Source organism: Olleya sp. UBA1516, from assembly GCF_002323495.1.
Classification (GTDB): domain Bacteria; phylum Bacteroidota; class Bacteroidia; order Flavobacteriales; family Flavobacteriaceae; genus Olleya.
The window spans coordinates 32006-45201 of the sequence record NZ_DCQO01000010.1; the positions used below are offsets into that span (position 1 = coordinate 32006).

Genomic DNA, 13196 nt, shown 5'->3' on the forward strand with positions numbered 1-13196 from the left:
ACAGCATATATGAATATCACTTATAATAAAAAAGAATAGTAATTTTAGGTTTATTTATCTTAACTTTTTATAGCTGTAAGGCACAAGTTACTCCATTACAACAAACTGGTTTAGCAGATTAAGTTTTACCCACTGAAAAGATTTTGTTAACTAAACAATAATAGATTATTACTTCAAAAATTATTAAAAACTGACAATTTTTATAGTCAGTTTTGGAAAGCATGAGTGTAAAAAAAGACCTCACAGGTTTTTAAAATCTGTGAGGTGTAAATTTTATAATACTAGTTGGGTTTGCCTAAACTAAACCCAGTGAAAGTTACTTTGCAAACAACTGTGACTGATCTCTAAATGTTTTAAACTCTAAGGCATTACCAGAAGGGTCTTTAAAAAACATTGTTTTTTGCTCGCCAACTAAACCTTCAAATCTAACATAAGGTTCAATAATAAACTGAATATTTTTATTTTTTAAATGCGCTTCAAATTCCGCGAAAGCGTCCCAATCTAAAACTACACCAAAATGTGGTACTGGTACATGCTTACCATCCACTTGATTTGCAGTTTCAACGTCGTTAGTTTTAGGTTTATAATGAATTACTAATTGGTGACCAAAAAAGTTAAAGTCTACCCAATGGTCGCTACTTCTTCCTTCTTCGCAGTTTAAAACATCTCTGTAAAACAGACGACACTCCTCTAGGTTGTAAACAGGAATGGCTAAATGAAAAGGTGATACTGTACTCATTATTTAATGGTCTTTGCGTCTGTTTCTAATTGGTCGTTCACGATTAGGTCGCTCTCCTTTAGAAGATTCTCTACTAGGTTGATCTTTTGGTTTGGCTCTGTCTTTAGTTGGTGTGTCTTTAACAGGTCTATTAGATCTAGAGGGACTGTCTTTTGCTATTTTAGCTTCGTGTATCTTGGTCGAATCCTCTAAAAGCAAATGCAGTGTTTTTAGCTCTTTTTCTGTAAATTCTCTGTATTCTCCAACAGGAACATCCAACTTAATATTCATGATTCTAACACGTCTTAAAGAGGTCACTTCATAGGTTAAATATTCGCACATACGCCTAATTTGTCTATTTAAACCTTGTGTTAAAATAATCCTGAAGGTATGCGAGTCTATTTTTTTAACCGAACATTTTTTAGTCGTACGATCTAAATCTTCTAGATAAATACCACTTGCCATTCTGTTAATAAAGGTTTGTGATATAGGCTTGTCTACAGTCACAACATACTCTTTGTCGTGATTGTTACTAGCACGTAAAATTTTGTTTACAATATCACCATCGTCGGTCATAAAAATTAATCCATCACTTAACTTATCTAAACGTCCAATAGGAAAAATACGTTTTGGATAGTTTATATAATCTATAATATTGTCTTTTTCAACAGAGGTATCTGTGGTACATACAATACCTACAGGTTTATTAAAAGCAAGGTAAATTGGCTTGTCAGTATTGTTTTTAATAATTTCACCATCGACAGCAACAACATCACTTGGACTTACTTTTGTGCCCATTTCTGGTACAACGCCATTAATTGTAACACGTCCAGCATCAATTAATTTATCACCTTCACGACGCGAGCAAAAACCAGCTTCGCTAAGGTATTTATTAAGTCTTGTTAATTTTTCTTCCAAAATATATTATGCTTTAATAAAATTAATAACAGCTTTGTTTACGCTATCATCACGTAATCCATGACCAAAACCATCTGTAGTTAGTAATGTTGAATTTTTAAAGTTAGATGAAATTAGCTCAGCCTCGTCATATTGTATAATCTTATCACCTTTATCGTGGATTATAAGTCCTTCTAAATTAATTTCTTTTGAAAATTTAGCTGCCGAGAAATGTGAAGGCATATAATTAAAACGTTCTAAAACTAGCTGATTTAGTCCATTTTCAATGCGCTTATTAAACCCTAACATGTTAACATAGTTTTTAAAAACATTTGTAAACTCTGAAGGTGCGCCAAGCAAAATCATTTTTTGTAAAGCGTCATTTTGGTATTTATGTTGAAAAAACACAGATGCCATTCCACCAACTGAATGGCCAACAATTACGTTAGCCTTGTAATGTTTTGCAACAACATTTAAAAACTCGGAATACAAAATAGCATTAAACTGTGTACCACTAGATTTACCATGAGCAGGACCATCTAAGGATACCACATTGTAATCTAAATCCTTTAAAGCTTCCACTAATTTTTTCCATCTAAAAGTATTGCTTTCCCAACCATGTGCAAGTAAGATGGTTTTTTTTGTACCTATCCAATGGTAAGTTTGTATGGTGTGGTCTTGATAGTTTAAAGTGTATTGGTTAGCTGTATTTAAAAACGGTTGATGTTTGTCTTTAAAACGTCCTTGTCTAGGTGTTGCAAAAATGTCTAATGCTTTTGCGCTAGCAAATTTAGGTGCAACATAACTAACCGCATTTAAACCGTTACCAATTATTTTAGGAAGTACTTTTGCGATTTTCTTTTTCATTTTTTTTAGTCTTCTCTGTTTACTAAATCCATTGAAAATGCTGGAGTACAAATAGCAATATACTCGCAAGCAATTGTAAAAGGATTGGAGTATTGTACACGTGTATTTTTTTCAATTTTAATGGATTGTCCAGCTTCAAGTATTATTTCTTCTCCATCAATAATAAACTGTTTTTTACCTTTAATAATATAAGTGTACTCATCAAAAGCTGGTGTTTGAAAAGGTTCACTCCAACCTGCTGGAGCAATCATATGTGCTATACTAATATCTTTATTACCATCTGTGGCTAACCCAAAGTGCTCTTCAATAACTTTACCATCAGTTGTTGGTACAACAAATGGGCTGTTTTGGATTTTATATTTTTTTTCTTTCATTTTATTAAAAATTAGCAGCGTAATGTATAATCACGCCAAGTATTGTTATACCACATGAAAATAGTAGTCCTAATGTTAAAAGTAAAAGTCTAATTTTATTGACACCTAATTTGTTATTAAAATAATAAAAATCAGCAATTTCTAAAAGCATTCCTGAGGAATACAAGACGTTTGCTGTTACAATATAGATAACTAGTCCTATAGCTTCTTCTATTTGAAAATAGTCAGCAAAACTTATTAAACCTATAATACCAAATAAAGCATTTAGTAAGTTAAATAGCCATCGTTTACTTTCCCACCATTTTATAATGTCATTAGGTAAATTCTTGGTATTCATTTTAGCTTTAATATTATATCTACCAACCTAAAATAAAGTGTTTAATCTTAGCGGTTTCTGGTATGTTTGCTTCCTCTATTTTTTTGTTCATATCAAATCTAAACTCTGATGGTAATTCATTTTTATCAATTAAGAAAAACGCATCGCTTTCTTTAACAAAAACGGAAGCACTTTTAAATGAATTTTGAATGCTTGTAATAGTATATTTTGCTTTAATATCTCCAAAAGTACTATTGCTAGTTATCCCTTTGTCTGTTTTAAATCTCGAGTCTTTTATCTTGATACTAGAGATTGTAGCAGTAGAGTCTAATGCTTGTTTTGGTGTTATGCTTAATAGGTGTTTACCTCCTTTTTCGTAAATTTCAATAGTATTTAAAGCACCTGTAAACTCGTCTCCAGCAATTGGACTTATTACTGAGTCGTTGATAAAGATAGTTTTTAAATCCTTGACTTGGGTTGAGTCTGTTAATAATCCAATATTTTGGTTTTGCACTAAATATGGATCTGCAGCTTTGTTACATGACGTTACTAGCACAGCTAAAAGACCTAAGGTTACTATTGTTTTTTTCATTGAGGTTATATTGGTTTTGTTTCCGCTTAAGCGAAATGATTTTGTTTTTAAATTCTTTTTTATAAAAGTGATTATTTCATCACGCGTTTTAAAATTCCAAAAACGCTTCTAATAAATGTAGCACTTGTTAATACTTTGATAATTGGGTTTTGTGCAGTGCTACGTCTTCTAGTGGTTGTTGATCTAGATTGTTTTTCAGCTTTTTCTTTTTCAGCTTTTTTATCTTCTTCAAGTTGTAAGGCTTCAGCAGCTTCTATTTTTTTGTTTAAAAGCTCATACGCGCTTTCACGATCTATGGTTTCGTTATATTTTAAAACCAACTTGGAGTCGTCCAATAAGTTTTGCAACTCTACGTCTGTTAACACATCCATTCTACTCATTGGTGCACGCATCATTGTGGCAGCTAATGGTGTTGGTCTTCCTTTTTCATTTAAAGCAGACACTAACGCTTCTCCAGTACCTAATGACGTTAATACATCTGCTGTATCATAGTATTCAGTATCTGGATAGTTTTGTGCAGTTAGCTTTATGGCTTTTCTGTCTTTTGCTGTAAAGGCACGCAAAGCATGTTGGATTTTTAACCCTAATTGACTTAAAACACCTTCTGGTACATCTGTTGGGTTTTGTGTTACAAAGTATAAACCAACACCTTTACTACGTATTAGTTTAACAATGCTTTCTATTTGATTTAATAAGGCTTTTGAAGCTTCATTAAATATCAAATGCGCTTCATCAATAAACATGATTAATTCTGGTTTCCCAGAGTCACCTTGTTCTGGTAGAGTCTCATATATTTCGGCCAATAAACTTAACATAAATGTCGAGAATAATTTTGGTCTGTCTTGTATGTCTGTAAGTCTAATAATGTTTATGTAACCACGACCATCTCTAGTGGTGCGTAATAAATCTTCGACTTCAAAACTTTTTTCGCCAAAAAATAAATCACCTCCTTGTTGCTCAATTTCGATAACTTTTCTTAAAATCGCTCCTGTTGATGCAGAAGAGATACGACCATACTCGTCCTGAAATTCTGCTTTACCTTCATTAGTGCAATATTGTAATATTTTTTTAAAATCTTTTAAATCTAATAAGGGTAGTTTGTTGTCGTCACAATATTTAAAAATAACTGCTACAACGCCAGATTGCGTGTCTGTAAGATCCAAAATTCTAGATAGTAATACAGGACCAAACTCGCTAACAGTTGCACGTAATCTTACACCATTTTGTTCGGATAAACTCATGATTTCAACAGGAAATCCTTTAGCTTGAAAGGGTAAACCTATTTTTGCATGACGTTCGTCAATTTTAGCATGTCCAGGACTAGGTTGTGCGATACCACTTAAATCTCCTTTAATATCCATAAGTAAGACCGGAATCCCTTTATCACTAAGGTTTTCTGCCAACACTTGTAATGTTTTAGTTTTACCAGTTCCAGTTGCACCAGCTATCAAACCATGTCTATTCATAGTTTTTAATGGTACGTTTACAAAAGCATCTTTTATAGTTTGACCATCTAACATTGCCGAACCTAACGTTATGTAGTCGCCTTTACAGGTGTTTCCTTCTGTGATATGATTAAAAAATTCGTCTTGTCTACTCATTCTAAAAATATTTGATGTAAAAATACTAATCTTAGCGTAAATCATTGAAAACTTTCAACTTTAAATGCTTAAATTTTCCATTAGATAAGATTATATTTGCAAGCTATGAAGCAAGAGACACAAGATTTAGTTAACAAAGGATTAATGTTGCCTTTAATGGAAGAGTTTTACACTATCCAAGGTGAAGGTTTCCATAAAGGAACTGCTGCTTATTTTATAAGAATTGGTGGTTGCGATGTTGGTTGTCATTGGTGTGATGTTAAAGAAAGTTGGAATGCAGATTTACATCCTCCAACTAGTACAGATGTAATAGTTGCCAATGCTAAAAAGTATAGCGATACTGTAGTAGTAACAGGAGGAGAACCATTAACTTGGGATATGACAGCATTAACCGATAAGCTTAAGGCTGAAGGTTGTAAAATCCATATAGAAACTTCTGGTGCTTATGAGTTAACTGGTCAATGGGATTGGATTTGCTTGTCTCCAAAAAAAATGAAACTGCCTACTCAAGGTGTTTATGATAAGGCACATGAGTTAAAATGTATTATCTATAATAAAGATGACTTTAAGTTTGCGGAAGCGCAAGCAGCTAAAGTTAATGGAGATTGTATTTTATATTTACAACCAGAATGGAGTAAACGTGATACAATGATACCAATGATTGTAGATTATGTTATGGCTAATCCTAAATGGAAAGTGTCACTACAAACACACAAGTATCTTAATATTCCGTAAAATAGTTGTATTTTGCAACTATAGCTATTAATCATAGCGTAAGTAATCCTTATAAACTTAACATTATGATTAGAAATTTTTACAATGAAAAATGGAAGCCTGTCCAATTTGATGACAATGTTTCTGAAAATATGTCTTTTAAAATATCAAACCATGGACGACTTAGTAAAGTTGAAGATGGAGTAGATGTTTTGATAGAAAACAAATACCCTATTAATGGGTATAGTACAGTTCCTGTTATAAAAAAAGATGGCAAGCGTACAGCAAGATATATTCACAAATTAGTTGCACAACATCATTTAGATAAACCAGAAGACGCAAAATTTGTAATCCACTTAGATTACGATAAAAGTAATAATGCAGTCGAAAATTTAAAATGGGCAACTAAACGTGAAAAGGAAATCCATCAATTTAAAAATCCGCATTATCTTACTAGAAAAAAAGTGATAACGTCCTCTAAATTAACCGAAACAGAGGTGATTAGACTTAAAAAGCGTCTTTTTGATCCAAATAGACGTACTAGATTAAAGATTTTAGCGCGACAATTTGGGGTTTCTGAAATGCAATTACATCGTATTAAAACTGGTGAAAATTGGGGACATGTAAAAGTGTAACTATTGTTTTATAAACTTAACTGTTTGACGTCCACTATTATTATGAAAATCCAAGAAATAGATTCCAGTTGCTAAGTCTGTAACCAGAAATTTATACTGTTTTTGGGTACCATTAGTTTTAATTATTTCTCTAGAAAGTTGTTTGACAAATCTACCGTTAGCGTCATAAAGCTCGATTAATAAATTATCATCACTTTTAAAATCTATTGAAAATTCAAGATTGCTTTCAACTGGATTTTTTAGTAATGTAACCTGTAATGGCGATTTTGCTGGTATAGAGAAATCTTCAGTATTTAAAGTTTGGTCTGTGTATTTGTAAATAGTAGTACCTGATGCGTAAGCTTGACCTGATGAGGTAACAAATATTCGGTTTAAATTATTACCAATGTTTAAGTTGGTCCAAGTTAGTCCTCCATCTGTGGTTTCGTAAAAACCTGTGCTGTGTCCTCCAATCCATCCATGGGTTTCGGATGTAAATCCAACTGCCTGTAAATGGGTTTCTGGTGCGTTAGTACTAAACCATGTTAAACCTCCATCAATAGACTTTATAAATTGTCCTAATGTGGTTGCTGTAGACTCTACAGCTCCAAAAATAATATTAGGGTTGTTTTCTAATACTTGTATTTTCCAAACGTAATCTCCAATAATATTGGAGTTATATATTTCAGTCCAGGAAGTTCCGCCATCTATTGTTTTTAAAATGATGCCTCCTGTTGCACTTTTTCCAGAAGCATAACCAATAGTTTCAGTTTCAAAATAAATTTCTACTAAAGCATCAGCGTACGCAGACATGTCTATAAATGTCCAATTATTACCACTATCTGAAGATTTAATTATAAAAGCTGGACTAAAGTAAGCACCACAACCATAAATTGTTGAGGTTCCAACAGCATCTAATCCGCAAATAGCAACTGGATTTGGTGTTATATTAGTTATAGTTGTCCATGTTATACCACCATCTGTAGTTTTGTAAAAAAGACCATTTAAAGTGCCTAAAAAGCCTACGTCTTCATTTAAAAATTCAATATTTCTAAAATAATGACTACTACCTAAATCCGTTTGATTTAGTTGTTCTGACCATGTTATACCACCATCTGTAGTTTTGTATACAGACGCATAAAAGCCATTTGCAGCCCAACCTAAATTATCATTTAAAAAAAACACGTCATCAAAACGTTGATTGTTAGGGTTAGAAGTAATATTAGGTAATGGTTGCCAAGTAGCTTGAGCAGTTATGTTTAAGCTAAATAAAATAAATAAAAGAACAAATAATCTCATTGTGGTTTGGGGTTAACTATCAGATTGTAAAGTTAAGAATACTTTTAACTAACTAAAAAGTGATATATTGTAACATAATACTATTTAATGATGTAAAAATGTAAGCATTAATACGTTTAGTGTTTTAATTATGAAACATAAAGCTAATATTTGCTTCATCAATTAGAATTAAAGAATTTAAAATATAAAATTATGTGTGGAATTGTATGTGCTTTCGACCTAAAACAAAAAAGTGAAGATTTAAGACCTCAAGTGTTAGAAATGTCTAAAACTATTCGTCATCGTGGACCAGATTGGTCAGGTATTTATAGTGATGATAAAGCTATTTTAGCGCATGAACGTTTAGCAATTGTTGATCCTGCTTCAGGAAAACAACCATTGTTTAGTCCTGATAACAAATTGGTTTTAGCTGCAAATGGCGAAATATACAATCACAGAGATTTGCGTAAGCAATTTGAAGGCAAATATGATTTCCAAACGCAAAGTGACTGTGAAGTAATCCTAGCATTGTACCAAGAAAAAGGTGTTGATTTTGTAGATGAAATGAACGGAATTTTTGGATTTGCAATTTATGATGTAGAAAAAGATGAATATTTTATAGCACGTGACCACATGGGAATTATCCCATTATACATTGGTTGGGATCAAAACGGAACATTTTATGTAGCCTCAGAGCTTAAGGCTTTAGAAGGTGTATGTACCAAAATTGAATTATTTCCTCCAGGACATTATATGTCAAGTAAAGATGGTGAATTTGTAAAATGGTATAATAGAGATTGGAGTGATTATGAGGCTGTAAAAGATAACGAAACTAGTATTGCTGAAGTTAAAGAAGCTTTAGAAGCAGCAGTTCACAGACAGTTAATGAGTGATGTACCTTATGGTGTTTTGCTTTCAGGAGGATTAGATAGTTCGGTAACTTCTGCAATTGCAAAAAAATATGCGCAAAAACGTATAGAGTCAGATGATCAGTCAGATGCTTGGTATCCACAATTGCACAGCTTCTCTGTTGGGTTAGAAGGCTCGCCAGATTTAGCTGCAGCACAAAAAGTAGCAGACCATATTGGTACTGTACACCATGAAATTAAATTTACAATCCAAGAAGGTTTAGATGCTATTAAAGATGTAATTTATAACATAGAAACCTATGATATAACAACTATAAGATCGTCAACACCTATGTATCTAATGGCTAGAGTTATTAAATCTATGGGAATTAAAATGGTATTATCTGGAGAAGGTGCAGATGAAATTTTTGGAGGTTATTTATATTTTCATAAAGCACCAAATGCAAAAGAATTTCATGAAGAAACAGTGCGTAAGCTAGATAAATTACACATGTACGATTGTTTAAGAGCAAACAAAAGTTTAGCAGCTTGGGGAATTGAAGGACGTGTACCATTTTTGGATAAAGAGTTTATGGATGTAGCGATGCGCATCAACCCTCAAGATAAAATGATTAATGGAGAACGTATGGAAAAATGGGTAGTACGAAAGGCTTTTGAGGATATGTTACCAGAAAGTGTCGCTTGGAGACAAAAAGAACAATTTAGCGATGGTGTTGGTTACAATTGGATTGACACACTTAAAGAAGTGGTTAATGAAGCAGTCACAGATGATCAAATGGCTAATGCTAAATTCCGTTTTCCAATACAAACACCACAAAACAAAGAAGAGTTTTACTATCGTTCTATTTTTGAAGAGCACTTCCCAAGTGATGCAGCAGCAAAAAGTGTACCTCAAGAAGCAAGTGTAGCGTGTAGTACAGCAACTGCATTAGAGTGGGATGAGGCTTTTAAAAACATGAATGAGCCAAGTGGTCGTGCAATAGCAAACGTCCATGATAAGTCTTATGCTACATCTTAATTAAACAAAAATTAGCATAAAGTATATATATTAATAGCTTCAAAACCTCGCAAATGCGAGGTTTTGTGTTTTTTGGTCTTTAAAAAAACAATTAAGATTGTCAAAATCTATTTTAAAGTGGTTTTTAAGCCTTTTAAGACACTTTTTTAATAATTAACAAATGTTAATAATTTTTAAGGGCAACGCTTAAATACACTTGAAAAACGTTTTTAATTGTGTATATTTGTTTGTATTCAAAAGGATGCCTAATCGCATCTTTTTTTATGCCTTAATAACAGAAATAGATCATAAATAATATAAATATGAGCGAAAAAAAGGAAGAGTTTAACAAACACAATTATTCTGCTGATAGTATCCAAGCGCTAGAAGGAATGGAGCATGTACGTATGCGTCCTTCCATGTATATTGGAGATGTTGGTGTACGTGGTTTACACCATTTAGTATATGAGGTTGTAGATAACTCGATTGACGAAGCTTTAGCTGGTCATTGTGATAATATCACAGTAACAATTAACGAGGATAACTCAATCACTACAGAAGATGATGGTCGTGGTATTCCTGTAGATCTTCACAAAAAAGAAGGTATTTCTGCATTAGAGGTTGTAATGACTAAAATTGGTGCAGGTGGTAAGTTTGATAAAGATTCTTATAAGGTTTCTGGAGGACTTCACGGTGTTGGTGTAAGTTGTGTTAACGCATTATCAGAGCACCTAACAGCAACCGTTTATAGAGACGGTAAAATATGGGAACAAGAATATGAAAGAGGTAAATCTTTATATCCTGTAAAGGCAATTGGTGATACAGATAAAAGAGGTACAACTGTAACTTTTAAACCAGATTCGACAATTTTTACACAAACGCTAGAGTATAATTACGATACATTAGCAAGTAGAATGCGTGAATTGGCATACTTAAACAAAGGAATTACAATCCATTTAGTAGACAAAAGATTTACTAAAGAAGATGGTTCTTTTGAAGGAGAAACATTTCATAGTGAAGAAGGTCTTAAAGAGTTTATCAAGTTTTTAGACGGAAACAGAGAGCCTTTAATGAAAGATGTGATTTCTTTTGAAGGAGAAAAAAATGGAGTACCTGTTGAGGTTGCAATGGTATATAATACTAGTTATGCAGAAAACTTACACTCTTATGTAAATAATATTAATACACATGAAGGTGGTACGCACCTTTCAGGTTTTAGACGTGGATTAACGCATACACTTAAAAAGTATGCTGACGAGTCTGGAATGTTAGACAAGTTAAAGTTTGATATCGCAGGAGATGACTTCCGTGAAGGTCTTACAGCAATTGTATCTGTAAAAGTACAAGAGCCACAATTTGAAGGACAAACTAAAACTAAATTAGGTAACCGTGAAGTGTCTGCATCTGTAAGTCAGGCAGTATCAGAAATGTTATCTGATTATTTAGAAGAACATCCAGATGATGCTAAAATCATTGTTCAAAAAGTAATTCTTGCAGCCCAAGCTAGACATGCAGCTCAAAAAGCGCGTGAAATGGTACAGCGTAAAACAGTAATGAGTATAGGTGGTTTACCTGGAAAATTATCGGATTGCTCAGAGCAAGACCCATCAAAGTGTGAGGTTTACTTAGTCGAGGGAGATTCGGCAGGTGGAACTGCAAAACAAGGTCGTGATCGTGCATTTCAAGCCATTTTACCATTACGTGGTAAGATTTTGAATGTTGAAAAAGCAATGACACATAAGGTGTTTGAAAACGAAGAGATTAAAAATATCTTTACAGCTTTAGGCGTAACTATAGGTACCGAAGAAGATAGTAAGGCATTAAACCTTTCTAAATTAAGATACCACAAAATAGTAATCATGTGTGATGCCGATATTGATGGTTCGCACATTGAAACACTTATTTTAACGTTTTTCTTTAGATTTATGAAAGAGTTAATTGAAAATGGACACATTTACATTGCAACTCCTCCTTTATATTTAGTTAAAAAAGGAGCTAAAAAACAATATGCTTGGTCAGATGAAGAGCGTGTTGCTATTATGAAAGATTTTGGAGAGTCAGCAAAAATCCAACGTTATAAAGGTCTTGGAGAGATGAATGCAGAACAACTTTGGGATACAACAATGAATCCTGAATTTAGAACGCTACGTCAAATCCAAATCGATAATGGTGTTGAGGCTGATCGTGTATTTTCTATGTTAATGGGAGACGAGGTGCCACCACGTCGTGATTTTATTGAGAGAAATGCTATTTACGCAAACATCGATGCTTAAATAATAAATATAATTTTATATTGCAAAGGAAACATTTTTTTAAATGTTTCCTTTTTTTTATGCCCAAATCTAAACTAAAAGTAACTTAAACATGTTAAAGCAAAAGCTTTTATTTATTGTTGCAATTGTATTTTGTAACTCGGCTTATTCTCAATTTGAAGATGTCAAAGCTGTAGCCGAAGATTTAATTTTTTTAACAGATCAATACATCACTCCAGCAGCCAATGCATCAGTATTTCAGGCTTCTGGAGGATGGTATACTAGTGTTAAACCAAAAAATAAATTTGATGTAGAGTTATCTATTCAATATAACATGTTACTAATTCCGGATAATCAAAAAACGTTTTTAGTAAACCAAGCACAACTTCAAAATATAGGAATTCAGGGTAGTGCTACTTCGTCACTAATACCATCCGCTTTAGGAGGAGATAATACTGTGGTTTTAGAAGGCTCAATAAATGATGAGGTTTTTGAATTTGACGCACCAGAAGGTATAAATGCCAATACAGTACAGCATGGTCAAGTTCAAGCAAGTATTGGTTTATGGAAAAAAACAAATGTAATTGTCAGGTTAGCTCCAAGTATTAAAATTAATAGCTCTGTATATAAATCGTTAGGTTTTGGAGTAATGCATAATCTAAATCAGTGGTTTAACGGAATTAAAAACAGCACTTATAATTTTGCTTTTTTAGGAACGTATTCTAATTATTCTGTTGACGAGGATTTTAACGAAGCAGACTTAATAATAGGTAAGATTAATGCAATAAAAGTGGATGGTCAATCGTATGGGTTTAATCTTATTTCATCTAAAACCTTTAGCAATTTTGACGTCTCACTAGGCTTGGGTTTGACAACATCAAATTTTGATTATAAAGTTGGAGGAGAAGGTGATTTGCTGCTAGATATACTTAATACAGGTTTAAAAACGTTAAGTAAAAGTAAAACAAATTTTAAATCAGATTTGTCTGTTAACTACAACTTAAATAATTTTTCAATAAATACAATGTTGACCTTTGGCGCTTACTCTAACATTGTTATTGGTTTAAATTATAATTTTATTTAAAACCATTTCATCAAAATTATCGT

General features: G+C 32.8%; 13 protein-coding genes. 5 read left to right on the forward strand and 8 right to left on the reverse strand.

Features of this window, described 5'->3' with window-relative positions; all coding sequences use genetic code 11:
- Positions 1 to 316 precede the first annotated feature (316 nt).
- The 7 genes from B2989_RS06760 to B2989_RS06790 all read right to left on the reverse strand — a co-directional run bounded on the left by B2989_RS06760 (position 317) and on the right by B2989_RS06790 (position 5365).
- Positions 317 to 739 carry a VOC family protein gene (locus B2989_RS06760; protein ID WP_292946327.1) on the reverse strand — a complete coding sequence of 141 codons (423 nt, stop codon included), beginning with the start codon at positions 737 to 739 and terminating at the stop codon, positions 317 to 319.
- Between the two features lie 3 nt (positions 740 to 742).
- Positions 743 to 1636: a 23S rRNA pseudouridine(2604) synthase RluF gene (rluF, locus tag B2989_RS06765; RefSeq protein ID WP_292946330.1), complete on the reverse strand. Its 894-nt coding sequence runs from the start codon at positions 1634 to 1636 to the stop codon at positions 743 to 745.
- A 6-nt stretch (positions 1637 to 1642) separates the two neighbouring features.
- Entirely contained in the window at positions 1643 to 2482 is an 840-nt protein-coding gene (locus B2989_RS06770) for an alpha/beta hydrolase (RefSeq protein ID WP_292946333.1), read from the reverse strand.
- 5 nt (positions 2483 to 2487) lie between these two features.
- Complete coding sequence (locus B2989_RS06775; RefSeq protein ID WP_292946336.1) at positions 2488 to 2856, reverse strand: cupin domain-containing protein; 369 nt, start codon at positions 2854 to 2856, stop codon at positions 2488 to 2490.
- A 4-nt stretch (positions 2857 to 2860) separates the two neighbouring features.
- Positions 2861 to 3193 (reverse strand): hypothetical protein, encoded by a 333-nt coding sequence (locus tag B2989_RS06780; RefSeq protein WP_292946339.1) that lies wholly within the window; start codon positions 3191 to 3193, stop codon positions 2861 to 2863.
- Positions 3194 to 3212: 19 nt separating this feature from the next.
- Positions 3213 to 3764: a hypothetical protein gene (locus B2989_RS06785; protein WP_145000857.1), complete on the reverse strand. Its 552-nt coding sequence runs from the start codon at positions 3762 to 3764 to the stop codon at positions 3213 to 3215.
- 71 nt (positions 3765 to 3835) lie between these two features.
- Positions 3836 to 5365 carry a helicase HerA-like domain-containing protein gene (locus B2989_RS06790; protein WP_292946344.1) on the reverse strand — a complete coding sequence of 510 codons (1530 nt, stop codon included), beginning with the start codon at positions 5363 to 5365 and terminating at the stop codon, positions 3836 to 3838.
- Positions 5366 to 5470: 105 nt separating this feature from the next.
- Between B2989_RS06790 and B2989_RS06795 the strand changes: the two genes are divergently transcribed.
- Together B2989_RS06795 and B2989_RS06800 are read left to right on the forward strand one after the other, a co-directional pair.
- Positions 5471 to 6100 carry a 7-carboxy-7-deazaguanine synthase QueE gene (locus B2989_RS06795; protein WP_145000853.1) on the forward strand — a complete coding sequence of 210 codons (630 nt, stop codon included), beginning with the start codon at positions 5471 to 5473 and terminating at the stop codon, positions 6098 to 6100.
- A gap of 65 nt (positions 6101 to 6165) precedes the next feature.
- Positions 6166 to 6714, forward strand: a complete 549-nt coding sequence (locus B2989_RS06800; RefSeq protein ID WP_292946348.1) for an HNH endonuclease — start codon at positions 6166 to 6168, stop codon at positions 6712 to 6714.
- Here B2989_RS06800 and B2989_RS06805 read toward each other — a convergent pair whose 3' ends face one another.
- Positions 6715 to 7992 (reverse strand): YCF48-related protein, encoded by a 1278-nt coding sequence (locus B2989_RS06805; RefSeq protein WP_292946351.1) that lies wholly within the window; start codon positions 7990 to 7992, stop codon positions 6715 to 6717.
- A gap of 192 nt (positions 7993 to 8184) precedes the next feature.
- On the opposite strand from B2989_RS06805, the gene asnB reads away from it, so the two are divergent.
- The 3 genes from asnB (at position 8185) to B2989_RS06820 (ending at position 13173) form a co-directional block, all read left to right on the forward strand.
- The gene (asnB, locus tag B2989_RS06810; RefSeq protein ID WP_292946353.1) at positions 8185 to 9858 is read left to right on the forward strand and encodes an asparagine synthase B; all 1674 of its coding nucleotides are present in this window, start codon (positions 8185 to 8187) and stop codon (positions 9856 to 9858) included.
- Positions 9859 to 10160: 302 nt separating this feature from the next.
- Positions 10161 to 12110: a DNA topoisomerase (ATP-hydrolyzing) subunit B gene (gyrB, locus tag B2989_RS06815; protein ID WP_145000845.1), complete on the forward strand. Its 1950-nt coding sequence runs from the start codon at positions 10161 to 10163 to the stop codon at positions 12108 to 12110.
- Between the two features lie 91 nt (positions 12111 to 12201).
- Positions 12202 to 13173: a DUF6588 family protein gene (locus B2989_RS06820; protein ID WP_292946356.1), complete on the forward strand. Its 972-nt coding sequence runs from the start codon at positions 12202 to 12204 to the stop codon at positions 13171 to 13173.
- Positions 13174 to 13196: the final 23 nt, after the last annotated feature.

Coding starts and splice junctions, on each gene's coding strand:
- B2989_RS06800 (WP_292946348.1), top strand. CDS start 6,166: ATGATTAGAAATTTTTACAATGAAAAATGGAAGCCTGTCCAATTTGAT.
- B2989_RS06820 (WP_292946356.1), top strand. CDS start 12,202: ATGTTAAAGCAAAAGCTTTTATTTATTGTTGCAATTGTATTTTGTAAC.
- B2989_RS06770 (WP_292946333.1), bottom strand. CDS start 2,482: ATGAAAAAGAAAATCGCAAAAGTACTTCCTAAAATAATTGGTAACGGT.
- B2989_RS06785 (WP_145000857.1), bottom strand. CDS start 3,764: ATGAAAAAAACAATAGTAACCTTAGGTCTTTTAGCTGTGCTAGTAACG.
- B2989_RS06760 (WP_292946327.1), bottom strand. CDS start 739: ATGAGTACAGTATCACCTTTTCATTTAGCCATTCCTGTTTACAACCTA.
- B2989_RS06795 (WP_145000853.1), top strand. CDS start 5,471: ATGAAGCAAGAGACACAAGATTTAGTTAACAAAGGATTAATGTTGCCT.
- gyrB (WP_145000845.1), top strand. CDS start 10,161: ATGAGCGAAAAAAAGGAAGAGTTTAACAAACACAATTATTCTGCTGAT.
- B2989_RS06775 (WP_292946336.1), bottom strand. CDS start 2,856: ATGAAAGAAAAAAAATATAAAATCCAAAACAGCCCATTTGTTGTACCA.
- B2989_RS06790 (WP_292946344.1), bottom strand. CDS start 5,365: ATGAGTAGACAAGACGAATTTTTTAATCATATCACAGAAGGAAACACC.
- asnB (WP_292946353.1), top strand. CDS start 8,185: ATGTGTGGAATTGTATGTGCTTTCGACCTAAAACAAAAAAGTGAAGAT.
- B2989_RS06805 (WP_292946351.1), bottom strand. CDS start 7,992: ATGAGATTATTTGTTCTTTTATTTATTTTATTTAGCTTAAACATAACT.
- B2989_RS06780 (WP_292946339.1), bottom strand. CDS start 3,193: ATGAATACCAAGAATTTACCTAATGACATTATAAAATGGTGGGAAAGT.